The sequence below is a fragment of the Corynebacterium sp. ACRPO genome, from assembly GCF_022347205.1.
Taxonomy (GTDB): domain Bacteria; phylum Actinomycetota; class Actinomycetes; order Mycobacteriales; family Mycobacteriaceae; genus Corynebacterium.
In genome coordinates, this window is sequence record NZ_JAKRNE010000010.1 from 40,249 (window position 1) to 62,791 (window position 22,543).

A 22,543-nucleotide genomic window follows, 5' to 3' on the forward strand; every position below is an offset into this window, starting at 1 on the left:
GGGCGATCTGCTCCTAGCGCCGGCGATGCCACTGCTGGGGCGACCGAACGCCGATTTTCGCACATAGTTTCCGTGACCTTTGTTAGGCTAAGACACGCAACATGGGGTGCCGCACATGGTGCGGCTGAGAAATACCCATCGAACCTGCACTCAGTTAGAACTAGCGAAGGGATAGTTGTGGATTATGCTTTTCTGCGCGCACACGACGCTGTGCGCGAGTCCACGCCGCTTATTCAATGTTTGACCAATAAGGTCGTCAGTAACGTCACCGCCAATGCCCTGCTGGCCATCGGGGCTAGCCCGGCGATGGTCGATACGCCGGAGGAATCGCGCGAATTCGCGCAGGTAGCCAGCGGCGTACTCATCAATTGCGGCACGCCCAACTCCGAGCAATACGGCGGCATGCGCGAGGCCATCGCTGGGGCGAGGTCCGCGCAAACCCCTTGGGTACTCGATCCGGTAGGTGCCGGCGGCCTGAGCCAACGCACCGAATTCATGCGCGAAGTGCTGCCACTTGGCCCGGGCGCAATTCGTGGCAACGCATCAGAAATCATCGCCCTCGCAGGTACCGGGGAAGGCGGCCGTGGCGTCGAATCTACCGATGGCGTGGAAGCCGCCTTGGACTCGGCAGTAGCACTTTCCCGGGATACCGGCGCCGTCGTGGCTATTTCCGGCCCGCGGGATCTTATCGTCCATGTCGGCGATACAACGCGTGCCGTCTACCTCGAATCAGGGCACCCGATGCTCCAAAACGTCATCGGTACTGGCTGTTCCCTCGGTGCTATCTGCGCCGCATATCTGGCCGCGTGGGAGGATCCTTTCGAAGCGATCATCGCCGCCCACGCGCACGTTGGCGCAGCAGGTAGCGTGGCCGCCGAAAAGCACCACGCCCCCGGCTCCTTTGCCGTTGCTTGGCTGGATGCGCTCTACGATGTTCCGACCGCGGATATCGAGGGCCTGGTCAAGCTCACTGACCTAGAGGAGGTTTAAGTGTCTATTGACTGGACGCTCTACCTGGTCACCGATCCAGATCTGGCTGGCGGGCGAGACAACGTGGTTTCCATCGTGCAGGAAGCTGTACGCGGCGGTGTTACCGTTGTCCAGCTCCGGGACAAGGAAGCTAGCGATGAACAGATCGAGCGCACCGCACGCGAATTGCTTGGCGTACTGGGCGATGTCCCGCTATTCATCAATGACCGCGTAGAGGTGGCCGCAAAACTCGGCTGCCACCTGCACATTGGGCAGGATGATATGGCTTTTCGCGAGGCCCGGGAGAAGCTGGGTGAGGGACAGCTTATTGGCTTATCCATCGGCAGTCACGAGGAGCTTGCTGCTATTGCGGACGATGCGCGCCCAGATGTCATCGGCATCGGGCCCGTGCATTCGACTGCAACGAAGAAAAACGCCCCAGCCGGCATGGGTACGGTTGCGGCCGCAGCACTCGCTCGCGCCGCACGTGAGCGTGGCATCGCGTCCGTCGCCATCGGCGGAATCAAGACCCATAATGCGCACGAACTGGCGGGCAGCGAGTTTGCAGGAATTTGCGTAGTCAGCGACATCATGGCGGCCGATGACCCCGCAACAGCCGCCGCCCACCTTAAGGAGGCTTTCCATGGCTAAAGGGATCTATCCCCGAGTACTGTCCATTGCCGGTACTGATCCCACCGGCGGAGCCGGCATTCAAGCCGATTTGAAATCCATCTCTGCCGCAGGCGGCTACGGTATGAGCGTCGTGACGGCGTTGGTGGCTCAAAACACTCAGGGTGTTCGCAGCGTCCACATACCACCGGTGGACTTTCTGCAGGAGCAGCTAGACTCCGTCATCGACGATGTGGAGATTGATGCGGTAAAGATTGGCATGCTTGCCGACGCCGCCATTACCGCCAAGGTCGCAGACTTCCTGCGGCGCCTGCCGGACGATGTCCCCGTGGTACTTGATCCGGTAATGGTTGCTACCAGCGGAGATCGCCTGCTGGAGAAGGAAGCAGAACAGGCCGTGCGCGATCTCTGCTCCCAGGTGGATCTCATCACCCCGAACTTGAAGGAATTGGCAGTCCTTACCCAGACGGACGAGGCGAGCGACCTAGAAGAGGCGATTGCCACGGCAAAGGAGTGGGCAAAGGCTGCTAATACCGCGGTCGTCGTCAAGGGCGGGCACCTTCATGCCGACATCGCCGACAATGCGGTGGTCAATGCGGATGGGTTGGTACACCGCGTTGCCGCAAGCCGAGTGGACACGAAGAATACGCACGGAACTGGCTGTTCCCTTTCTTCTGCCCTAGCCACCCGCCTGGGAGCCGGCGATAGCCCCGCGGCAGCTCTGGCGTGGTCCACCCAATGGCTGCACGAGGCGATTGCTAATGCGGATGCGCTTCACGTGGGCAAGGGACACGGACCCGTGGACCATCTGCACCGCTCGCAGCGTCTCATGCAGGCGGCCTCTACCCTGCCCCAGCCGTACTTATCCGGCAAGCTGGTAGAACCGGAAAGCGTCGACCAGCCCCACGTTCCCGCAGCTGGCCCACACACGCATCGCCTGTGGAACCTAGCCGGGGATCACTGGGAGGCTATCAAGGCACTGCCCTTTATTCGGGCCTTGGGCACGGGAGCGTTGGAAAAGGATGCCTTTGGCTTCTACCTCGACCAAGATGCCCAGTATCTGAATGCTTATTCCAAGGCATTGGCTCGCCTCGCCAGCCAAGCCCCGGAAGCGGCACAGCAACTGCACTGGGCTGAGGGAGCGCATGATTGCTTGGCGGTGGAGGCCGAGCTGCACCGGGGCTGGCTCGAGAGCGATATTACGACTGCAGCCTCCCGGGTAACTAGCGCCTATACGGATTTCCTGATCCGTTCGACGCACACGGATGACTACGTGGTGGGCGCTGCGGCGGTACTGCCCTGCTACTGGCTATATGCAGAAGTAGGCCTCCACCTCGCAGAATTTGATTCCCCCGAACACCCCTATCACTCATGGCTCTCCATGTACGGCGGCGAGGACTTCCTTAACGGGGTTCGCGCGAGCCTCGACATCGTCGAACAAGCCCTCGCCGGGGCGGATGAGTGCACCCGCCTCCGGGCCGAGCGCGCCTATATCACCGCCAGCCACCATGAGGTCGACTTCTTCGACCAAGCCGATAGGCGCTTTTAGGCCAGCAAGTCCGACCCAGGGCGCGAAAGAACGGCGACTAAGAAGGTGGAATGCTCCGAGAAGAGCTTCATGTCCCACGAGGAGAAAGTGAAGTCGACTCGGTAGCCCACCTTCTGCGCCATGTCGAGGAAATCAGAAAATTCCCAGCCACGGCCCTCGCCGAAGCCGGTGACGAGGCGACCACCGGGCTTGAGAGAATTATAGATATTGCGCAGAGCGGGCTCGCGGCCTTCCTTTGCTAGAAAGCCCATGACATTGCCGGCAGACACGGCGATATCAAAGGGACCTTCTGGCACCTCTTCCTCGCACAGGTCTCCCACGAACCATTGCCCCTCTGAGAAATCGTGCTCAGCGTGCTCGATGAGAATGGGGTCTACGTCGACGCCTACAACGCTATGGCCACGGCGAAGCAGCTCGCCGCCGACGCGGCCGGTGCCACAGCCGGCATCGAGGATGGTGGAGTTGCGCTCCACCATGGCGTCGATAAGCCGGGCCTCGCCATTGATGTCTTTACCCTGTGCAGCCAGCACCTTCCATTTGCGAGCAAAGTTATGGGAGTGCTCGGGATTAGCTTCGGTTACTTCTTTCCACGTAGGCATAGATTCGATTATATTACCCGGCTTCGGTGTAAGATTTACCCGCTGCGTAAAATCGCCGCCTGCCCATTGGGAAAATACCCGCACTACCGCGCAAAGGAGGCTGAAAAGATGCCATCCGTACCTTCACCCTTTAGGGGCCGCAAGAAACCCGAGCCTCCTAGTAAGCCCACTTCCCTGCTGGTACCACCGGAGCGCGCCATCGAACATTGCCGCGTCTTTGTGGATGGCGAGGCGCTTCCCGGGGAGTATTCCACCAGCTCCGCTCTGGAAGCCATAGAGGAATACGGCCGCGGATTCATTTGGGTGGGCCTCCATGAGCCCTACGAGTCCCAGATGACCAAAGTGGCCTCCCAGTTTGGCATCCACGAACTCATCGTAGAAGACGCCGTTATGGCCCATCAACGCCCTAAGCTCGAACGCTACGATGATCAGCTCTTCGTGGTCGCGCGTTCGGTGAACTACCGCGATCATGACGAGGTCACGGATAAGCGCCAGATCATTTCTACCGGCGAGATCCAGATGATTATGGGCTCCAACTTCATCATCACCGTCCGACACGGGGCAAAGCTACCCAACCTGGCATATACGGTGGAAGATGAGCAGGACTTGGTGGAGCTCGGCCCAGTGGCCATGGCCTGGAAGATCCTGGACATGATGGTGGACCGCTACTCGGAGATTTCCCGCCTTATCAGTATCGAGGTCGATGAGCTGGAAGAAGAAATCTTTACCCCGAACCTCAAGTTTGATGTAGACCGCATCTACATGTTCAAGCGTGAGGTGCTGGAGATGAAGCATGCCATTGACCCACTTTCGGTGGCACTGAAATCCATGGTCTCGGACCACAAGGATCTAATTTCAAAGCAACTGCGCTCCTACCTGCGCGATGTCAACGACCATGAGCTCGTGGTCAAGGACCAAGTATCCAGCTTCGATGAGCGCCTTACCTCGCTTATCGACGCCTCGGTAGCCAAGGTAACGATGCAACAGAACTCGGATATGCGCACCATTTCCGCGGTCGTAGGCATGTGGGCCGCGCCTACCCTGGTGGCGGGTATCTACGGCATGAACTTCGACATTATGCCGGAGCTACACTGGGCGCTGGGATACCCCATGGCGATTATCATCATGATCTTGGTCGTTGTGGGCCTGTGGGCTTGGTTCCGAAAGAACCACTGGCTCTAATCCCTCCGGTACGCTGGTGCGCTATGAGCGATATCACTGTTTATGGCGCTACCGGGCTGGTCGGCCAATTGGTGGCGCGCTACCTTGCCTCGATTAACGCGCCCTCTGTGACTCTGGCCGGCCGGAACCGACCGGTGCTAGCCGCGCTGCGCGATGAACTCAATCCGCACTGGGACATCGCCATCGCCGCCGCCGATGATGCCGCCGCTGTGGAGCGCATGGTGGAAGGTACCAAGGTGCTCATCACCGTGGTCGGCCCCTACAGCCTGTATGGCGGCCACGTCGTTGCCGCCTGCGCGCGCCATGGCGTGGACTATGTTGACCTCTGCGGTGAGGTTCCCTTTATTCGCCGCAGCATCGATTCCCACCACGCCACCGCCCAATCCACGGGTGCGCGCATCGTTCACTCCTGCGGCTTTGATTCCGTGCCCTCAGATATTGGCATGCTCAATCTCTACCAGGCGGCAGGAAAGCCGTTTGCACGAGTACAGATGGTCGTCGACAAGCTCAAAGGCGGAATCTCTCCGGGCACCATCGAGTCTTCCCTGCAGGTCTCGCATGCCGCGCACGCGGATAAAGAGGTAGCCCGCAACCTGCACAATCCTTACTCCCTGGACCCGGATCCCAAGGCCGGGCCACGCTTAGACGGCCTCCAGAAGGACTTCGAAATTAAAGAAGTCGACGGTGTGGGCTGGGTAGGCCCCTTTTTCATGTCCATGTTCAATACCCGCGTGGTGCGCCGCTCTAACGCTCTGCTGGGGCGCGCGTGGGGCACACGCCTGTTTTACAAGGAAGCATGGTGGGCTGGCACCGGTCTTCTCGGTCGCGCACGCGCCTATGGGCTGGCGCTCGCCACCAAGCTACTTTTTGATGGCACTCAGTCGCGCCTGCGCCCACTGGTGGAAAAGGTTCTGCCCACACCCGGACCTAGCGGTGCGCATTTCCAAGTCAGCCACCACGGCATTACCGAAGATGGCGAACGCTGGCGAGCAACTGTGTCAGCACAAGGCGACCCAGGCTATGAAGTCACCGCCATGATGCTGAGCCAGGCTGCGCTCTGCTTGCTCGATTCGCGCTCCGGTACTAACCGCGCAGGCGGCGTACTCACCCCGGCCACCGGACTTGGAAAGCCTTATCTGCAGCGGCTTTCCGCCCACGGCATGTCTTTTACCGCCGCTCGGGTAAACTAGCGCAGAATCATTGTGCGCAAGGTGGTGCGGGCGATAAGCTCGCGGCCTTGCCGCATCTCGACGCTCCACACATGGGTGCGGCCGCCTAGCTGCACTGGCGTAGCCACGGCTTCTAACTCGCCCTCACCTGTGGATCGAATAAAGTCGCTGGAGTTATTGACGCCGACCGCGGGAGCGTCGGCAGCCGCCACGCTGGCAATGGAGGCCACGGTTTCTGCGATAGAGCAATACAACCCGCCGTTGGCTACTCCCCAGGGCTGGTGATGCTCCGGCAGCACCTGCAGTGTCGCCCGGGCCTCGCGCGGGCCCACGTAGGTGAACTGCAGTCCTAGCAATGCCGCAAGGCCGCCGTTTAAGGCATTGAGAGACTCCAGTTCTTCTGCATTGAGCACTCGCGTGTGCGCGAGGTGGAGCAAGTCATTGAGTTTCTGCGTATCCGACATAGTCCACCAGCCTAGCCATTGATGCCAGCCTCGCATCCTAGTGACGTAGGATAGGCAGCATGACTGATAAGAATGAACTTGCTCAGATTGGCGTCGTGGGATTGGCGGTCATGGGTTCTAATTTGGCCCGTAACTTTGCCCGCAACGGCAATACCGTAGCGGTGTATAACCGCAGCCCTGAAAAGACCCATGCGCTCATTGAGACCCACGGTGAAGAAGGCAACTTCGTGCCTTCGGAATCCATCGAGGACTTTGTGGCTTCTTTGGAGCGCCCACGCAAGGCAATCATCATGGTCAAGGCTGGCAAGGCCACCGATGCGGTCATCGATCAGCTGGCCGAGGCCATGGATGATGGCGATATCATCATCGACGGCGGAAATGCCTTGTTCACTGACACCATTCGCCGCGAGAAGGACGTAGCCGCCCGCAGCAAGCATTTCGTCGGCGCCGGAATCTCCGGCGGCGAGGAGGGCGCGCTCAATGGCCCCTCCATCATGCCCGGCGGCCCCAAGGAGTCGTGGGAGACCCTCGGCCCGATTCTTGAGTCCATCGCTGCGAATGTGGATGGCACCCCGTGTGTAACCCACATTGGTCCGGACGGCGCCGGCCACTTTGTCAAGATGGTCCACAATGGCATCGAGTACGCCGATATGCAGGTCATCGGCGAGGCTTATCAGCTGCTGCGCTATGGCGCAGGCATGGAGCCGGCCGAAATCGCAGAGGTATTCCGCGAATGGAACTCCGGCGACCTTGATTCCTACCTCATTGAAATCACCGCCGAGGTTCTGGCCCAAAAGGATCCGGAGACTGGCGCCCCGCTTGTAGACGTCATCGTGGACGCCGCCGGCCAGAAGGGCACCGGCCGGTGGACTGCCATCAATGGATTGGAGCTCGGCGTTCCGATTACCGGTATTGCCGAATCCGTCTTCGCCCGCGCGCTGTCCTCCTCCACCGCGCAGCGCAGCGCCGCCCAAGAAGGCCAGCTTCCCGCCGGCACCATCAAGGCCCTGGACGTGGACAAGGCCGAGTTCATCGAGGATGTGCGCCGCGCGCTCTATGCCGCCAAGCTCATTGCTTACTCCCAGGGCTTTGACGAGATTAAGGCAGGATCCGAAGAATTTGGTTGGGACGTTGACCCGCGCGATCTAGCAACCATCTGGCGCGGCGGCTGCATCATCCGCGCCAAGTTCTTGGATCGCATCCGGGCAGCCTATGACAATAACGCGGACTTGCCCGCCCTCATCCTCGATCCCTACTTCAAGGGCGAGCTGGAAGACCTCATCGACCCTTGGCGCCGCGTGGTCGTCGCCGCTACCCAGCTGGGACTTCCGGCACCGGTCTTTGCGTCGTCCCTCTCCTACTACGACAGCCTGCGTGCCGAGCGCCTGCCGGCCGCTCTCATTCAGGGCCAGCGCGATTTCTTCGGCGCCCACACCTTCAAGCGCACCGACAAGCCGGGCACCTTCCACATTGAGTGGTCCGGTGACCGCAGCCTGACCCAGACCGACTAGATTCGCAGTGACGTGTTCAGGGGCCCTTCGGGGCCCCAATCACGTTTCCGAGCAGGTCTTTCCCGTTGAATGCGGCGATCCGACACGCTGCCGATAGGATGGGAAAGCGATGACTACCTTTGCCGATCTCGGCCTTCCCCAGCGCCTGGTGCGCATTCTGCGCAACCAAGGCATTACCGAACCGTTTCCTATTCAAAAAGCCGCGATTCCCGACGCCCTCGCAGGCAAAGACGTACTCGGCCGCGGCCCAACCGGGTCGGGCAAGACCTATACCTTTGGCCTGCCCATGCTCGCCCGCATTGCCGGAACAGGTGCATCCAAGCCTGCTCATCCCCGTGCGCTCATCCTCGCCCCCACCCGCGAGTTGGCTACTCAAATTCACCAGCGCCTTGATGAACCTGCGGCAACGCTGGGCTTAAGAGTGCTCGCTGTCGTGGGCGGGGTAAATATTAATCACCATATCCGCTCCCTCGCCCGCCCCGTTGATGTTCTTGTTGCTACCCCTGGCCGTGCCCAGGATCTCATTGACCAGGGCAAGCTGCATTTGGATGCGGTCCAGATTACTGCACTGGATGAAGCCGACCAGATGGCCGATATGGGCTTTTTGCCCCAGGTACGCAGGCTTCTGCGCCTAACTCCGGTGCAAGGCCAGCGCTTGCTGTTTTCGGCGACGCTTGACGGCGAAGTCAATAAGCTGGTGGAGCAATTCCTCCATGACCCGGTGGTCCACTCCACAGCCCCGGTGCAAGCTGCAGTGGATTCCATGTCCCATCACCTCTTTTTCGTCGGCGAGCGTCCCGCCCGCAACGAGGTGGTGCTGCGCATCGCTGCCCGCCAAGGCAAAACCATCATGTTTATGCGCACCAAGCACGGCGTGGACAGGCAGGTCAAGAAATTGCGTCGCTCTGGCATCAACGCTTATCCATTGCATGGCGATAAAGGCCAAGGCGCGCGTACCCGCGCAATCGAAGGCTTCGCCGATGGCAGCATTCCGGTCTTGGTCGCCACCGATATTGCCGCCCGCGGTATCGATATTGTGGACGTTTCACTCGTCGTTCACGTCGATCCGCCCGCAGAGCACAAAGCCTATCTCCATCGCGCCGGCCGCACGGCACGCGGTGGTGCTGCGGGTACCGTGATCACTTTGGTCATGGATGAACAACGCAAAGAAGTAGCCGCTCTCATTAAGAAAGCCGGGGTCACAGCTACGGAGCACGATATTTCTCACCGTGACAATCCTGCTGGCGCACCGATCCTTAAGGAGATTACGGGCGCTCGCAAGCCCAATGGCCCTGCCCTTCCCCCACCCGGGCAGAGCGCGCCCCAGAAACCGGCGAAATCTGTCAAGAAGTCCAACTCTCAACGCCGCCGCTCGGGCGGCAAAGTCGCCCGCCGCCGACGCCGTTAAGTCAAGGAGGTGAACGCTCATGCGCATCTTGAGCCCTGAGGACTGGAGTGCTCAACAGCATGAACACGAAAAGCAAGCCACAGACCGCTTGGAGCGCTTCCGGCATCCTGGCAGCTACCACCCTGTTTTCGATTTTCTCTTTGAGTACTACCCCGTACGTCCTTCTCACCTTAAGCGCTGGCACCCGGGTGTAGGAACTGCGCTAGCAGGCACTCCTCCGCACGCTGAATGGCGGGATTATTACGCCACCTCAGAAGGCATCACCGTCGACCTCGCCAGCTTTCTAGAGCGTCGTGGTGACTCGGTTCGCTATATCTCCAATCTGCTTCGGCGTTCCGCGACCAATCCGGTCCACTTTGACTGCTTCGGTCTGCATGAATGGGCAATGGTCTACCACACAGATTCCCCGCGTCATTCGCTGCCCTTGCGGCTCGGTGCGGACGGCACCAACCGGGTTGTCGATGAGCACTCAATTAAGTGTTCTCACTATGATGCCTTCCGGTTCTTTACCCCTCCTGCTCGCCCTCTTAACCTCACTGTCCTGCATCGTGAAGATCAGCCCGACAATGACCAGGCAGGCTGCGTACACGTCACGATGGATCTATATAAGTGGGCCTGGAAGCTGGGACCTCTCGTACCAGGCGAACTTTTCCTTGAATGTCTGGATTTGGCGATTGAAGCGCGCATCCTTGACATGGAGGCATCTCCTTATGACTGCCGTGATTGGGGACTTGGCGTGGTACCCATCGAGACCCCTGAGGGCAAGGCCGAGTACGTCTCGAGGCAACGAACGCTGGCGCTCACAGCTAAACCACTGCGAGACCGGCTTGTCGCTGTGATAGATCAAGCAGTTGCCCCGCTAGAATGAGCCACTAACAACGGCAGTTTGTTTGGGAGGAAGACACCACATGGCACGGCATTCAAACGGGAAAAATAGCTTCGCAGTAGCGGGATGGGTTATTGCGGTGGCTATTATCGCGCTGCTGGCCATAATTGCCTTGGTGGTCTTCCTTTTGCGCGGCGCAGGCAACGACGACGGCGAAGACTCCGCCGCACCCGCCGCAGTGGAAAGCAGCACCGAGGACGCACCGGAGACCAGTACGACAGCTGCTTCCAGTGCTTCCACCTCCGCTGCCCCCAAGAGTTCTTCCCCGAAGAGCTCCGCTCCAGCGACGAGTTCCGCAGCAGCTCCCAAGCCCGATGTGACGATGGCGGCAAATACGCTCCTGCTCTTGGATACCTCTACGGCCATGGCGCCGATGTACGGCCCTGTATCCGAAGCCTTGGGCACCACTGCTTCTGACCTAGCCGCTGACGGCGGAGCAGTTTCTTTGTGGAACTACTCCTCTCCTATCTCCGAGACCGCCACGGTTGGCTTCCGACAAAACCTAGGCTTTGGTGATGGCAACGCTGTATCCGGAACGCTCGGTGGCTTTGGAACTGGCGGTGTTCCACAAACACGCAGCGCCGTTGTAGCAGCTATCGCCAATGCCGCCGATCAAGCCGCAGGAACTGGCGACAAGGCACGCGTGGTCGTGGTAACTACTGGTACCGAGCAGGACATGGGTGACGCGCAATTCACGTCCGCTCTTGAAGACGCCGCCTCCAAGGACGTTTCCCTCAGCGTCGTCCATGTCGGTGAAGGCAATGTCGATGCCGCACTGAAGTCCGCGGCTGATAGCTTCACCTCTGTTGACTCAGCCGATGAAGCGACGGTCTCTGGAGCAATTAATAAGGCCGCAGGAGTCTAATACGCAACTCTTCCTTGCCTACGGCACCGAACGACGCCTCGTTCGGTGCCTTTCTTGTCGGCTTATTGTGACTAGTGCTCTCCTACACCGCGGAACTACGGGCACTGCACCAGATCTAAACACAGAGTCGGCTCGGGTACTAAGCCTGGGCTCGACTTCGATCCCGCGAGGCCACACAGCGCGGAATAGACTGTCTTGGATGGTGCACTCATTGCGATAGAGATCAAAAATCCACCCTGCTTCCCCGTGAGCTGGGAAGGAGGGTGGATTCTGTGTGGACGAGCCTAGGAGCTCTTGCGCTTGCGACGAGCGGCCAACTCGTCGAGGCCGACTACATTGTCTTCGGCGAAGTCTTCGATGCGTTCCGAAGGGAAAGAAGAAATGGTGCCGGAGAGCTCCTTCAAGATGCCCGGAACTGCAATGCCGAAGACGCCTTGGCCGCCGGCGAGCAAGTCAATGACCTCATCGTTGGAACGGCACTCATAAACGGTAGTGCCGTCGGATACGAGGGTGAGCTCTGCTAGGTCATTCACACCACGATCCCGCAGGGACTCAACTGCCAATCGGATATTTTGCAGAGAAATGCCGGTATCCAGGAGGCGCTTCACAATCTTGAGCACCAGTACATCCTTGAAGGAGTACAGGCGCTGGGAGCCGGAGCCGCGCGCCGTGCGGATGGAAGGGTTGACCAGGTTGGTGCGTGCCCAATAGTCCAGCTGGCGGTAGGTGATGCCGGCAACTTGGCAAGCGATGGGAACGCGGTAGCCCACCTCTTCGTCGGGTCCGACGTCAAAAAGCGATTCCTGTACGTAGGTGGATTCGGACTGGGAGTCCTCGTTAATGCTCACGTAATTACTCCAATGGGGTTTGTTGGAATTTCTAAAGATCAATTAAAAGCCAAGCGCATACGCCCGTCAAGCGCTGCTTGCTCAACTGTCAAGTACAACTTTAGACTTCTCAAACCCCATTGTCACCATTAGTCACACGCGTGTCATTAACTTTTTTCGTCGTCATCCCCCGATAGGAAATCCTTTTCCTCCATACCCAAAGACCTCATCATGGCTTCAAAATCCGCATCTGCCTGGGCATTTCCCGACGCCGAGGTCGAGGAATCATTGTTTTCGCTGGCTGGTAGATTATCGCCTGCGGCGTGGGTGGAAATTTCCAGGTCGAAGTACTCTTTCACGTCTGCATCACTGGCATATACGGAAACCTGGGCAAGGAGATCCGCCTCGGCTGAAATGGGGACGTGGAAATATTCGGATACGGCAAGTGCGTCGCTCAACCGAGAGTCATAAACCTCTCCGTTCGGAGCCTTAATATCTACCATGAACGTTCCCTGGTGGTAGTTGGCAATTTCAATGGCCTCTACCCCGCCAGTGCCCTCTAGTACCTCGCAGATAAGATCGTGCGAGGTGGGACGATTAGGCTGGCGGCCGTCTAAAGCGGCAGCTAGTTGCATGCCTTCAATCGGGGAGATCCACACGGGGATCAACCGGTTCTCTTCCGGCCAGCGCAGCACAGCGCACACATCGTCTTCGGGGCCTACCTGGTGGATACCGTGAAACTCTAGGGATACATCACTCATAAATACCACTCTCCCACAAACGCGGGATTACGTGTGTATTAGGAGTGGTATTCGTCGCGCAGATCCGACTTCACCAGAGTTGCGTGCAAGGAGACCACTAGAGCGGTCATTTGCTGGGAGATTTCCTCTGCTTTCTGATGCGCGGTATCAGAGTTTGAGTGTGCCACGGGAGCTGCCGCCTGGGAAATCAAATCAGCCTGCCGGCGGGCGTTATTACGCAGGGACTTGAGTTCACGGGCGCCAAAACCAAAAGCTTTGAGGGCCACCGCTGCAGAGACAATGGCTACGTCGTCGGTATTGAAAAAGCCTGCGGCATCCGGGCGGATGAGGCCATATTTAACCAAGGAAGCTACATCATCTTCGCTGGCACTAGCTTGGGTAGCTACCTCTACGTCGGTCAGGCGCGTGACCACAGGGGCCCTAAACTGCTGCGGCGAGAGTAGGGTTTCTGCATTTCCCGCAGAAACAATGGCGGTCACCTGGCCGGAATCCATGGCTTCTAGCTGCTCGCGGATAACCTTCAGCGGCGTATAGTTATCGCGCTGAGTGGTGAGAATATACCGCAGTCTGTCCACGTCTTCTTGGGTGAAGCGGCGATAGCCAGAGGCCGTGCGCTGTGGACTGATGAGCCCCTCAGATTCGAGGAAGCGAATCTTAGACACCGTGACGTCTGGGAATTGCTGATTCAGCGTTTCCAAAACCACGCCAATGGACATGGTCTTTGGCTTCTTAGCTTTAGGGCTGGTGCGGCGTACTGCTGCTGCCGAAGAATCTGCTGCGCTCACTGTGTCTATCTCTTAGGGGTACTGAAAGTTCTTATCGTGCCATAAGTAGACTACACCGCCCCTCCTAGTAAGGAAGCGCGGCTAGTCTACGTAAAAAATTAGCTCTGGTTAGCGATGAAAACCAAGCGGAACTTGCCAATCTGGATTTCGTCTCCTACCTCGAGCACCTGGGAGTTGCGGGGCTCGCGGTTAACGTAGGTTCCGTTCAGGGAGCCCACATCAACTACCTCAAACTTGCCGTCATCATTCTTGCGAAGCTCCGCGTGGCGGCGGGACACCGTAACGTCATCGAGGAAAATGTCTGCCTCGGGGTGGCGGCCGGCGGTAGTAGTCGCTTGATCCAGCAAGAAGCGGGCACCCGCATTCGGGCCACGCTTTACCACGAGGAGGGCCTGACCTTCCGCCAGGTTGTCGGTGCCGGCAACGGTAGCATCATTGCCATTCGCGCCGTTTTCCATCTCCTTGAGCAGGTCTGCGCGGAATACAGATGTGGTCTCTACCTGTGGTTCCGGGGTTCCGGTGTTCTCGCTCATTGTTACCTCCGGGGATTAGTTACGAGTTACTTATAACAATACTAGCGACTCATGTGAGTCCGTGACCCCTTCGTGGGGAATAATTTCACCGGAAAATGTTTCCGATGCCGCTCAGCACGGAATTTCCCTTGCCCGCAAGGGGGTTATCGGACACCATGTAAGTCCATGTAGCACTCGGACGAGCGAGACCGGCGTCATCGAGGTGTGCCCCGGCGGCATCGATAAGCACTGTACGGAAAGTCTCCACAGACTTGTCGACGGCCCTCTGAGCCAAGTCCTTAAACTCCCTCACCGCAATGCGGTGGTACTCGTCGATGGGAGTCTCTCGGGCGATGGCGCGCAGATGGATCGACTCGCGCACATCGTCCATGAGCTCTAGGTGGTCGGCCCAGGCCAAGTCCAAGTGATACAGCATAATTTCGCGCGCGGCCTTGATGCGGGCTTCCTCTGGAACCTCTGATAGCTCTGCTGCACGCTCCGGAGCACGTTGGGTTAGTTCCTGCCAGGCCTGATCTGTATCCAACAGCTTGGCTCGGCGCTCATCAATAATGATGCGCTGATCGGCTAGGAGCTGGTTATACTTCCAGGTCTGGGCATGAATTTCGAGTAGTTGACCCTCGGTCACGCGCTGGCAGTGTGCCACGAAATCACTTACTCGCTTGGATTCAATGCGCCCATCTTCTGCCGGTTGAGCACGCACAGTCTCGCCGTCGCCGCCTTGCTGGACCACATCGTCCTCAAGGGAGACGAAGAATAGGGACAGGCCCGGATCGCCCTGCCGGCCTGCACGTCCGCGCAACTGGTTATCCAAGCGGGCGGTGCGGTGGCGGGAGGTACCGATAACCGCCAAGCCACCCAACTCCGCTACTGCATCATGGTCAGCTTCTTTAGCACCGCCCAGCTTAATATCGGTGCCGCGCCCGGCCATCTGCGTAGAGACGGTAACGCGTCCAATATCGCCGGCCTCGGCAACGATCTGTGCCTCCTGCTCATCATTTTTGGCGTTGAGCACATTGACGTCAATGCCCCGCTCGCGCAAGGCCTCTGCCAGATCTTCCGACTCGGCGACATCCTGCGTGCCCACAAGGATGGGTTGCCCCGTGGCGTGAATGGTGGCTATTTCCTCCACGATGGCGGCGGATTTATCATCGACGGTCGCAAAAATGCGGTCTTGCTCATCAAAGCGCTGCAGCGGCTTATTGCGGTCGATCACGGATACATGAAGATCATAGAACTGCCGCAGTTGATCGGTCGCCTCCACCGCGGTACCCGTCATGCCGCACACAAGTGGGTAACGTCGCATAAGTTCTTGCAGCGTGATGGTGTCGAGGATGCGTCCGCCTTCGGAAACCTCTAGGCCTTCCTTGGCTTCTACTGCCGCTTGGAGCCCATCAGGCCAGCGTTGTAGGTCGGCAACGCGGCCCCTGGAGGCGTCGATAAGCTGCAGCTTGCCATCGACCACGATGTAGTGGATGTCCCGGATAAGCAGGGCCTTGGCATGCAGGGCGAGGTTGACCTTCACCAAGATGGTGCCGATATTTTCCTCCGAATAGAGCGAATCAATGCCCAATTCCTGCTCCACGCGGCGGGCACCGTTCTCGGTCAGCTGAACGGTGCGGCCGTCCTCAGAGATGGAGTAATCCAGCTTCTCGCGCAGGCGGGATACCACATTGGTGATGTGCCCGGTGGGTGCTTCACCTGGCCGATTACCGGCCAGCACTAGGGGCACAAGAGCCTCATCCACTAGGACGGAATCGGCTTCATCCACGAGGGCAACGTCGCCGGCGGCCTGCACCGTGTGGGAGCGGTCGGTAATTTGGTTATCGCGGAGCAGATCAAAGCCCAGCTCGTTGACCGGTGCGTAGATAATATCCTGTGCATAGGCAGCGCGGCGCTCGTCCGGTGTCATGCCCTCCGTCACCGAGGCAACGCTTAAGCCAAAGAACTCCACGACAGGGCGCATCCATTCGGCGTCGCGGGCGGCGAGATAGTTATTGACGGTGACCACGTGGACGCGTTTGCCAGTCAACGCGAAACCCGTAGCCGCCATGGCACCCACCAAAGTTTTGCCTTCGCCGGTGGCCATTTGGATGACGTCTCCGGTAAGCAGGCGCAGCACGGCTTGGGACTGCACATTGAAGGGATGCATCCCTAGGGTGCGCTCGCACGCTACCGCTAGGGCCGCGAGGAACTGCGCCTTATCCGCAATCTCGCCGCCTGCAACGGCATCGCGTGCAGCTTGGGCTACAGCTGCGTCGTCTTGCTGGCCCAATGCCCGAGCCGCTTCATCGGCTGAACCCACGATGGCCTTGGATTTCTTATCGTTACGCTCGCTTTGCGAGCCCATTGCTTTCCAGAACCAATCGAACGCGCCCATACCTCATCCTCCTTATTTGGATTGCTCCTATCGACTGTAGTCAACCTGGTATGGCTTGCGGGTAAGAGGCCCGTTATTGTAGTTCTCATGCAATCCGTCAATGTTAAGCTGCCTTCGAGCCGGGGAACCGAGATGGCCGGAACCATCGACTTCCCGGATTCTCCCCCGATCGCCTATGCCATCTTTGCCCATTGCTTCGCCGGCTCGCGCCACACTCCCGGTGCTGCCCGCACCGCGAAGCAGCTCACCGAGTTCGGCATCGCCACTTTGCGTTTCGATTTTCCCGGTCTTGGCCAGTCCGCCGGAGAATTTGGCGATACTACCTTTAGCCAAAATGTTGATGATATCCATGCCGCTGCCGCCTGGCTGACGGAGAACTACTCTGCCCCACAATTGCTCATGGGCCACTCGCTCGGTGGCGCCGCTGCATTGAAGGCGGCCACCACCATGAAATCACTTAAGGCGGTAGCCACCATTGGCGCGCCCTTTGATCCTGCCCACTCCGTGCTTCACTATGCGGACAAGATCGGCGAGGTCGACGCCAACGGCGAGGTGGAAGTCATCCTCGGCGGCCGCGGCCTTATCATTTCCCGCAAGTTCCTCGAGGACTTGGCAGATACTAACCCCGAGGAGTACCTGCCCAAGCTCCGCAAGCCGTTGATGGTGTTGCACTCACCCATTGACCAGACGGTGGGCATAGACAATGCGCAAAATATCTTCCTGCTCACGCGCTACCCCAAATCCTTGGTTTCCCTGGACAAGACCGATCATCTGCTCACCAAGCAGGGCACGGCAGCCCGCGCTGCGGATCTCATCGGTGCGTGGGCCGAGCAGTTTATCGTTCCTGATTACCGCCCGGAGGAAGTAGGAACCGACGCCGCCGTTGCGCAGCCGGCCACCGGCACCAAATTCGGCGTGGTCGTCCGCCATAATGACCACAACCTCAGTGCCGACCGCACGAAGAAGAATGGCGGCAAGGGTAAGGGCTTTACCGCAGAGGGCCTTGTTATGTCCGCGCTGGCTACGGCCGCCACCCAAGCAATCAAGGATGCCGGCAAGAGGCTTGCGCTTGACGACGTCCACGTGAGCATCACCCAAACCGGCCCCGCTAGCTTCGAACGCCGCATCGAGCTTGCCGGAAAACTGTCAGCGGAAGAAAAGTCCGACCTGCGCTCTGCCGCGAAGGACACCGATGTTGAGCGCATGCTCGGCAACGTCACCATCGTGGACGTGGACGCGCACTAATGGCAGCCTTTGATCCCTCGCGCCGCTGCCCGTGCGGCACCGGCCTGACCTACGGCGAGTGCTGTGGCAAGTACCATGCCGGCACCAACGCCCCCACTGCGGAGGCGCTCATGCGCTCGCGCTTTAGCGCCTTTGTTACTGGAGACGAAGCCTATCTCCTCCGTACGTGGGATCCCGATACTCGCCCTGTAACACTCGACTTGGCTGATTCTCCCGTCCGGTTTTATCGCCTCGATATCCTGGACACCCAAGCAGGCGGATTGCTCGATAGTTCCGGCGTGGTGGAGTTTGAGGCCTTTTATAAAGGCGCGGCCGTTGGCTCACAACGCGAGCGTTCCTCGTTTCGCCGCGTCGGCGGCGCTTGGGTGTACTCCAGCGGCGAGTTTTAGCGCAGGTTACACCCCAAATTTCACAGTAGAATCCTACTGATGTAATCTAGACAAGTCGCACAGTTCGACGGCGGGCTATGGCGCAGTTTGGTAGCGCACTACACTGGGGGTGTAGGGGTCGCAGGTTCAAATCCTGTTAGCCCGACAAATATTCAGCCGGCACCGTGAAGGTGCCGGCTTTTTCTATTCCGCGTTTACACTGCAAGCAAGATCGCAATTCCCAGTAGAATGAGGACCGTGGGAAACAGCACGCTTTCCCACTTTTCCAGTGCTTCTGCAATGCCCGGCCGCGTGGCCACAAACCGCGCTGCCCGCACTAGGGGCGCCACGAGGATTAAAAAGACCACGCAATAGATCGCTACCTCAGCCGGCGTAGAGGTGGTAAACACTGGTACATAGACGCCGATATTGTCGCCACCGTTGGCAAAAGTCACCCCGGCTACCACCAGGGCGCTCAGCCTTTTACCCGAAACGTCCTCATCGTCGTCCTCACCCCGGAATGCTTGCCACGCTGCCCATAGGCCTAAAAACAATGGAATGAGACCAAAGTAGCGAATCAATTCCTCAGGCAAAACAGCATTAAAGCCCAGCCCGACAACGGCAGAGGCCGCTAGTATGCCGAGAAAACCCAAATACTGACCTAGCAGAATCGCGGGCGTCGTGCCCTTGCGTCCAGCTCCACGGGCGAAGAAGAGGGACAACACCACAATGTCATCGATGTTGGTGGCCACGAATAGTCCAGTAGCCGCTGCGAGAGTAGTAAGCACTTTCCTACCTTACCGCGTCATGACACTTGTCATGAAAATGTGCTGACAGATCCTATTCATCATTTTTGCTGGCTACGGATACTTTCCAGGTATGAGAACTACAGATCCATCAACCGCACAACCGCTGGCTATAGACGTATCCGGAGTCAGTAAAACCTTCGCCACGAGATCCTCCCATCCCGTCCATGCGCTCAGCGAAATTTCCTTCAGCATCGCCCAAGGCGAGATCGTAGGCCTACTAGGAACCAATGGAGCAGGCAAAACCACCCTTTTTGACCTCATCCTCGGGCTCACCACACCCACCTCCGGCAGCGTTTCCGTGCTTGGACACACACCGCACACCGCGATCCGCGCGGCACAGATTGGCGCCGTGCTGCAAACCGGTGGCCTGCTACCCGAGCTCACAGTCTTGGACACCCTAAAGATGATTTCCTCTACCTTTCCCCATCCCCTTCCCATCGGAGAAGTTGCCAAACAAGCAGACCTAGACCGGATCCTGCACCGCCCAGTAGGAAAATGCTCTGGTGGCGAGCAACAACGCGTGCGATTCGCCCTCGCTCTTTTAGGCAATCCCCACATTTTATTGCTCGATGAGCCTACAGCTGGCATGGATGCTCAAGCGCGCCACGAGTTCTGGTCCACCATGCACAGACAAGCAGAACAGGGACGCACCATTGTCTTCGCTACGCACTACCTCGAAGAGGCAGACAATTTTGCAGCAAGGATAATCCTCCTGCATGAAGGAAAGCTGCGCGCAGATGCTCAGGCCACAGAACTGCGCGAACAGTCAGGCAAGCGCATAGTCGAGGCAAAGTTCGACGGCACACCTTTAAATGCGAAAGAGCTACCCACCGTCGCCGAGATTTCCTTGTCTGGCACTCACGCCCGGATGACCACCCGTGACTCCGATGTACTTGCGAATTACCTTCTCAATCACACCACGGCCCATGACCTGACTATTCGCAAACACTCCTTAGAGGACGCATTTCTTGCTTTGACAGCGTCCCAGTCCTAGCCCGTCGCTCCGTTGGCTACTTCGCGAAAGGAACATGCCATGACCACACAAGCTGCAACGACCAGTGCGCGCACTCTCCGGTTTGCCACTCACAACCTGCTGCGCCTTCGTCGCAACCTTACTCCCCTCTTTTTCAGCACCATCTTGCCGGTATTTTTTTACCTCCTCTTTGGCACCATGATGGATTTTGGTGATGCCCCCTTTAAAGGAGGAAACTTCGCCGCCTTAGAGATGATCAGCATGGCCCTTTACGGCGGCGTGGCAGGTTCCGTATCTGCCGCTGGCTCCGCCGTAACAGATGCGAAGACTGGGTGGGCGCGTCAATTAGCCCTCACTCCCCTGCACCCACGACAGCTTCTGTGGGCAAACCTCATATCAATCGGCTTTCAGGCACTGCTCCCCATCACCGCGGTATTTATCACCGGCGCCGTGACACAAGCCTCGATGCAACCACACCAGTGGATTTTAGCCTTCATCGCTTGCGTCCTAGTTTCCATTCCCTTTGGCTTTTATGGCTTGGTGTGGGCCATGGCTTTGCCCACCGACAATTCTGTCGCAATCGCCTCGACCTCCGTTGTCCTCTTCCTCTTTGCCGCCAATGTATTCACTCCACTTACTGAGCCGCTGATGGAATTGGGCCGCTTCACTCCCCTCTTTGGCCCGGTTGTGCTCGCCCAGTGGCCCCTTGCAGAAGGCATGCAGTTTCTTAGCGGGGAGGAAGGCACCGTGTCGCACCCCATGTGGGCCGCATGGTTAAACTTCGCGGTATGGACGACCATCTTTCTCGCCGCTTGCCTGGTGCTGCGCTCCCGCGACAAGGCGCGCCGTTAATGGGCCCCTTTCGCGATCCGTGGCGCGGTTTTAGCCTTAATAGCGCTCTTTTTGCCAGCGTATGGTTGGTCTTCCTCGTTCCCGGGTTGGTGATGACCTTTGCCGCGCCGGGCACGACGCTCGTTGAACGAATTGGGGCTTCTGCGTGCGTTTTAGCGTTTAGTGCTGTCTACTTCTTTTCTTTTGGCGCAGTGGGCTACTACCCACGCGGATGGCGGTTAGGACAGCGGATCGGGCTCTACTGGGTGTCACTCGCGGCCATTGCAGCGATATCAATTGGTTTCTTCGGGATAATAGCCGTCACGTTTGTGCCCTACCTTGCGGCGCTGCTCGGCTTTAACCTTCCGCTACGCCGAGCATTAGCGCTTACCCTGCTCGTGGGGACCGTGCTCGCCACCACCACGTGGTTCTTCGCTCCTGAAAGCACCGGCTGGGCCCTGATAGTCCTTTTCGTCTGGCCAATACTACTAGTGCTGCTAGGTACATTTTCCCAGCGCGAAGATAGCCGCGCTGAATTGGAGCATGAATTGGACTTGGCACGCCAACGCGAGGATATCGCTACCGATGTTCACGATCTCTTGGGCCACTCTTTAACCGTTATCAACCTCAAATCAGAGCTTGCCCGCCGTCTAATAGATTCGGATCCGCAACGGGCGCAGCAGGAGCTCCAGGAGGTGAGCGCGCTGTCTCGGAGGGGCTTGGCGGAAGTCCGCTCCACAGTAACCCGGATGCGCATGCCCACTTTTGAAGGAGAAATCCACGCAGCCCAAAGGGCACTCGAGACTGCAGGCATTGCATCGCACTTGCCATCTGCGGCCAAAAGTGCTGGGCTTTACGACGCCGAATTTTCCTGGGCCCTGCGCGAGCTAAGCACAAACGTGGTCCGCCACTCAGGCGCAGCGCACTGTTGGGTCCAGGTGACAGACCACCAACTCCAAGTGGTAGACGATGGCTGCGGGTTTGACGCTGACGAAAGTCTTTCTCGTGCCCACGGTGGGATTGTCGGTTTGCGCAAACGTATAACAGATGCGGGCGGACAGCTGCTCTTTGCGCACCGCAATGGCTGTACTTTGGCCTTGGTTACTATGAATGGCGACACGGACTTTCTCCCTCTTACTACCGCCGGAGGCTCAGGCAATGACTAATCCCATCCGCGTTCTCATTGCTGAGGACCAATCATTGGTGCGTGGGGCGCTAGTTGCCCTCTTAGATACAGAGCCAGATATCAGCGTTGTGGCTGAGTGCGCAACGGGCGCGGAGGTTGCGGGGCTCGTCGCCAAGCATGGCGTCGACGTTGCGCTACTTGATATTGAAATGCCCGGTAAGAACGGTCTTGATGCGGCCGCTGAACTTGAGAGCACGGGTTGCCGCAGCCTGATTGTCACGACCTTTGGGCGCAGTGGCTACGTCAAACGTGCTTTGGAAACAGGCGTAGCTGGCTTCGTAGTCAAGGACACCCCACCCGAACAACTTGCCGAAGCCATAAGGCGAGTGCACGCCGGTCTAAAGGTCATCGACCCTGCACTGGCCCAAGAGACTATTTTCACGCCCGACAATCCACTAACCGCACGCGAAAAGGAGATCGCATGTCATGTCTTGGAGGGAAGCGACACCCGCCAGATTGCCGGGCATCTTCACCTGAGCACTGGCACAGTGCGCAATATTGTCTCATCGCTCATCGCCAAGACAGGAACTGGGAACCGCTTTGAAGCAGCAACTACTGCACATGCCCAGGGATGGATATAGAAAAAGGAAGCCCACTGCGCGGCCCCTTTTGCTTG

The 22,543-nt window shown here is 58.5% G+C and carries 23 protein-coding genes, 1 tRNA gene and 1 riboswitch; of the genes, 16 read left to right on the forward strand and 8 right to left on the reverse strand.

The genetic code is table 11. From position 1 onward, the window contains the following. The first annotated feature begins 92 nt into the window (after nucleotides 1-92). Nucleotides 93-190: riboswitch (TPP riboswitch) on the forward strand. The 3 genes from thiM to MHY22_RS07855 all read left to right on the forward strand — a co-directional run bounded on the left by thiM (nucleotide 178) and on the right by MHY22_RS07855 (nucleotide 3,148). After that, on the forward strand, nucleotides 178-990 hold the full coding sequence (gene thiM / locus MHY22_RS07845; RefSeq protein ID WP_239278827.1) for a hydroxyethylthiazole kinase: 813 nt from the start codon (nucleotides 178-180) through the stop codon (nucleotides 988-990). It overlaps the preceding riboswitch by 13 nt. After that, complete coding sequence (gene thiE / locus MHY22_RS07850; RefSeq protein ID WP_239278828.1) at nucleotides 991-1,620, forward strand: thiamine phosphate synthase; 630 nt, start codon at nucleotides 991-993, stop codon at nucleotides 1,618-1,620. Then, nucleotides 1,613-3,148: a bifunctional hydroxymethylpyrimidine kinase/phosphomethylpyrimidine kinase gene (locus MHY22_RS07855; RefSeq protein ID WP_239278829.1), complete on the forward strand. Its 1,536-nt coding sequence runs from the start codon at nucleotides 1,613-1,615 to the stop codon at nucleotides 3,146-3,148. The genes thiE and MHY22_RS07855 overlap by 8 nt, the downstream gene beginning before the upstream one ends. Here the strand turns inward: MHY22_RS07855 and MHY22_RS07860 are convergent. Further along, on the reverse strand, nucleotides 3,145-3,747 hold the full coding sequence (locus MHY22_RS07860; protein ID WP_239278830.1) for a bifunctional 2-polyprenyl-6-hydroxyphenol methylase/3-demethylubiquinol 3-O-methyltransferase UbiG: 603 nt from the start codon (nucleotides 3,745-3,747) through the stop codon (nucleotides 3,145-3,147). The genes MHY22_RS07855 and MHY22_RS07860 overlap by 4 nt on opposite strands. A 108-nt stretch (nucleotides 3,748-3,855) precedes the next feature. Here MHY22_RS07860 and MHY22_RS07865 point away from each other — a divergent pair, with 108 nt between their 5' ends. Beyond that, the gene (locus tag MHY22_RS07865; RefSeq protein ID WP_239278831.1) at nucleotides 3,856-4,929 is read left to right on the forward strand and encodes a magnesium and cobalt transport protein CorA; all 1,074 of its coding nucleotides are present in this window, start codon (nucleotides 3,856-3,858) and stop codon (nucleotides 4,927-4,929) included. Between the two features lie 23 nt (nucleotides 4,930-4,952). Then, nucleotides 4,953-6,119, forward strand: coding sequence for a trans-acting enoyl reductase family protein (locus tag MHY22_RS07870; RefSeq protein ID WP_239278833.1), 1,167 nt, complete (start codon nucleotides 4,953-4,955; stop codon nucleotides 6,117-6,119). Here MHY22_RS07870 and MHY22_RS07875 read toward each other — a convergent pair. Beyond that, nucleotides 6,116-6,562 (reverse strand): PaaI family thioesterase, encoded by a 447-nt coding sequence (locus MHY22_RS07875; RefSeq protein WP_239278834.1) that lies wholly within the window; start codon nucleotides 6,560-6,562, stop codon nucleotides 6,116-6,118. The genes MHY22_RS07870 and MHY22_RS07875 overlap by 4 nt on opposite strands. A gap of 59 nt (nucleotides 6,563-6,621) precedes the next feature. On the opposite strand from MHY22_RS07875, the gene gndA reads away from it, so the two are divergent. From gndA to MHY22_RS07895, 4 genes are all read left to right on the forward strand, one after another. After that, nucleotides 6,622-8,073 carry an NADP-dependent phosphogluconate dehydrogenase gene (gene gndA / locus MHY22_RS07880; RefSeq protein ID WP_239278835.1) on the forward strand — a complete coding sequence of 484 codons (1,452 nt, stop codon included), beginning with the start codon at nucleotides 6,622-6,624 and terminating at the stop codon, nucleotides 8,071-8,073. Nucleotides 8,074-8,182: 109 nt separating this feature from the next. After that, the gene (locus MHY22_RS07885; protein ID WP_239278836.1) at nucleotides 8,183-9,481 is read left to right on the forward strand and encodes a DEAD/DEAH box helicase; all 1,299 of its coding nucleotides are present in this window, start codon (nucleotides 8,183-8,185) and stop codon (nucleotides 9,479-9,481) included. 19 nt (nucleotides 9,482-9,500) lie between these two features. Then, nucleotides 9,501-10,349: a 3-methyladenine DNA glycosylase gene (locus tag MHY22_RS07890; protein WP_239278837.1), complete on the forward strand. Its 849-nt coding sequence runs from the start codon at nucleotides 9,501-9,503 to the stop codon at nucleotides 10,347-10,349. A gap of 40 nt (nucleotides 10,350-10,389) precedes the next feature. Continuing rightward, nucleotides 10,390-11,232, forward strand: coding sequence for a hypothetical protein (locus MHY22_RS07895; RefSeq protein WP_239278838.1), 843 nt, complete (start codon nucleotides 10,390-10,392; stop codon nucleotides 11,230-11,232). A gap of 284 nt (nucleotides 11,233-11,516) precedes the next feature. Here the strand turns inward: MHY22_RS07895 and MHY22_RS07900 are convergent, their stop codons facing one another. From MHY22_RS07900 to secA2, 5 genes are all read right to left on the reverse strand, one after another. Beyond that, nucleotides 11,517-12,080, reverse strand: a complete 564-nt coding sequence (locus MHY22_RS07900) for a MerR family transcriptional regulator (protein ID WP_204609122.1) — start codon at nucleotides 12,078-12,080, stop codon at nucleotides 11,517-11,519. Nucleotides 12,081-12,226: 146 nt separating this feature from the next. After that, the gene (locus MHY22_RS07905; RefSeq protein ID WP_239278839.1) at nucleotides 12,227-12,820 is read right to left on the reverse strand and encodes a bifunctional nuclease family protein; all 594 of its coding nucleotides are present in this window, start codon (nucleotides 12,818-12,820) and stop codon (nucleotides 12,227-12,229) included. Between the two features lie 38 nt (nucleotides 12,821-12,858). Beyond that, nucleotides 12,859-13,605: a MerR family transcriptional regulator gene (locus tag MHY22_RS07910; RefSeq protein ID WP_049378120.1), complete on the reverse strand. Its 747-nt coding sequence runs from the start codon at nucleotides 13,603-13,605 to the stop codon at nucleotides 12,859-12,861. 98 nt (nucleotides 13,606-13,703) lie between these two features. Further along, complete coding sequence (gene odhI, locus MHY22_RS07915) at nucleotides 13,704-14,138, reverse strand: oxoglutarate dehydrogenase inhibitor Odhl (protein ID WP_239278840.1); 435 nt, start codon at nucleotides 14,136-14,138, stop codon at nucleotides 13,704-13,706. Between the two features lie 85 nt (nucleotides 14,139-14,223). Next, complete coding sequence (secA2, locus tag MHY22_RS07920; RefSeq protein WP_239278841.1) at nucleotides 14,224-16,515, reverse strand: accessory Sec system translocase SecA2; 2,292 nt, start codon at nucleotides 16,513-16,515, stop codon at nucleotides 14,224-14,226. An 87-nt stretch (nucleotides 16,516-16,602) separates the two neighbouring features. On the opposite strand from secA2, the gene MHY22_RS07925 reads away from it, so the two are divergent. From MHY22_RS07925 to MHY22_RS07935, 3 genes are all read left to right on the forward strand, one after another. Next, nucleotides 16,603-17,760, forward strand: coding sequence for a S9 family peptidase (locus MHY22_RS07925; RefSeq protein WP_239278843.1), 1,158 nt, complete (start codon nucleotides 16,603-16,605; stop codon nucleotides 17,758-17,760). Then, nucleotides 17,760-18,149, forward strand: coding sequence for a YchJ family protein (locus MHY22_RS07930; protein WP_239278844.1), 390 nt, complete (start codon nucleotides 17,760-17,762; stop codon nucleotides 18,147-18,149). Before MHY22_RS07925 ends, MHY22_RS07930 begins: the two co-directional genes overlap by 1 nt. Nucleotides 18,150-18,220: 71 nt before the next feature. Continuing rightward, a tRNA-Pro gene (locus MHY22_RS07935) sits at nucleotides 18,221-18,294 on the forward strand. 49 nt (nucleotides 18,295-18,343) lie between these two features. Here MHY22_RS07935 and MHY22_RS07940 read toward each other — a convergent pair. Further along, a complete protein-coding gene (locus MHY22_RS07940) occupies nucleotides 18,344-18,916 on the reverse strand; it encodes a cadmium resistance transporter (protein WP_239278845.1) in 573 nt (190 codons plus the stop codon). Between the two features lie 91 nt (nucleotides 18,917-19,007). Between MHY22_RS07940 and MHY22_RS07945 the strand changes: the two genes are divergently transcribed. Genes MHY22_RS07945 through MHY22_RS07960 form a run of 4 tightly spaced genes read left to right on the forward strand, consistent with a single transcriptional unit; the run spans nucleotide 19,008 to nucleotide 22,508 of the window. Beyond that, complete coding sequence (locus tag MHY22_RS07945) at nucleotides 19,008-19,931, forward strand: ABC transporter ATP-binding protein (protein WP_239278846.1); 924 nt, start codon at nucleotides 19,008-19,010, stop codon at nucleotides 19,929-19,931. Between the two features lie 39 nt (nucleotides 19,932-19,970). Continuing rightward, a complete protein-coding gene (locus MHY22_RS07950) occupies nucleotides 19,971-20,762 on the forward strand; it encodes a hypothetical protein (protein ID WP_049378113.1) in 792 nt (263 codons plus the stop codon). After that, nucleotides 20,762-21,907, forward strand: coding sequence for a sensor histidine kinase (locus MHY22_RS07955; RefSeq protein WP_239278847.1), 1,146 nt, complete (start codon nucleotides 20,762-20,764; stop codon nucleotides 21,905-21,907). Before MHY22_RS07950 ends, MHY22_RS07955 begins: the two co-directional genes overlap by 1 nt. Then, a complete protein-coding gene (locus tag MHY22_RS07960; protein ID WP_239278848.1) occupies nucleotides 21,900-22,508 on the forward strand; it encodes a response regulator transcription factor in 609 nt (202 codons plus the stop codon). Before MHY22_RS07955 ends, MHY22_RS07960 begins: the two co-directional genes overlap by 8 nt. The last annotated feature ends 35 nt before the right edge of the window (nucleotides 22,509-22,543 follow it).

Coding starts and splice junctions, on each gene's coding strand:
- MHY22_RS07855 (WP_239278829.1), top strand. CDS start 1,613: ATGGCTAAAGGGATCTATCCCCGAGTACTGTCCATTGCCGGTACTGAT.
- MHY22_RS07860 (WP_239278830.1), bottom strand. CDS start 3,747: ATGCCTACGTGGAAAGAAGTAACCGAAGCTAATCCCGAGCACTCCCAT.
- MHY22_RS07865 (WP_239278831.1), top strand. CDS start 3,856: ATGCCATCCGTACCTTCACCCTTTAGGGGCCGCAAGAAACCCGAGCCT.
- MHY22_RS07870 (WP_239278833.1), top strand. CDS start 4,953: ATGAGCGATATCACTGTTTATGGCGCTACCGGGCTGGTCGGCCAATTG.
- MHY22_RS07875 (WP_239278834.1), bottom strand. CDS start 6,562: ATGTCGGATACGCAGAAACTCAATGACTTGCTCCACCTCGCGCACACG.
- gndA (WP_239278835.1), top strand. CDS start 6,622: ATGACTGATAAGAATGAACTTGCTCAGATTGGCGTCGTGGGATTGGCG.
- MHY22_RS07885 (WP_239278836.1), top strand. CDS start 8,183: ATGACTACCTTTGCCGATCTCGGCCTTCCCCAGCGCCTGGTGCGCATT.
- MHY22_RS07890 (WP_239278837.1), top strand. CDS start 9,501: ATGCGCATCTTGAGCCCTGAGGACTGGAGTGCTCAACAGCATGAACAC.
- MHY22_RS07895 (WP_239278838.1), top strand. CDS start 10,390: ATGGCACGGCATTCAAACGGGAAAAATAGCTTCGCAGTAGCGGGATGG.
- MHY22_RS07905 (WP_239278839.1), bottom strand. CDS start 12,820: ATGAGTGATGTATCCCTAGAGTTTCACGGTATCCACCAGGTAGGCCCC.
- odhI (WP_239278840.1), bottom strand. CDS start 14,138: ATGAGCGAGAACACCGGAACCCCGGAACCACAGGTAGAGACCACATCT.
- secA2 (WP_239278841.1), bottom strand. CDS start 16,515: ATGGGCGCGTTCGATTGGTTCTGGAAAGCAATGGGCTCGCAAAGCGAG.
- MHY22_RS07925 (WP_239278843.1), top strand. CDS start 16,603: ATGCAATCCGTCAATGTTAAGCTGCCTTCGAGCCGGGGAACCGAGATG.
- MHY22_RS07930 (WP_239278844.1), top strand. CDS start 17,760: ATGGCAGCCTTTGATCCCTCGCGCCGCTGCCCGTGCGGCACCGGCCTG.
- MHY22_RS07945 (WP_239278846.1), top strand. CDS start 19,008: ATGAGAACTACAGATCCATCAACCGCACAACCGCTGGCTATAGACGTA.
- MHY22_RS07950 (WP_049378113.1), top strand. CDS start 19,971: ATGACCACACAAGCTGCAACGACCAGTGCGCGCACTCTCCGGTTTGCC.
- MHY22_RS07955 (WP_239278847.1), top strand. CDS start 20,762: ATGGGCCCCTTTCGCGATCCGTGGCGCGGTTTTAGCCTTAATAGCGCT.
- MHY22_RS07960 (WP_239278848.1), top strand. CDS start 21,900: ATGACTAATCCCATCCGCGTTCTCATTGCTGAGGACCAATCATTGGTG.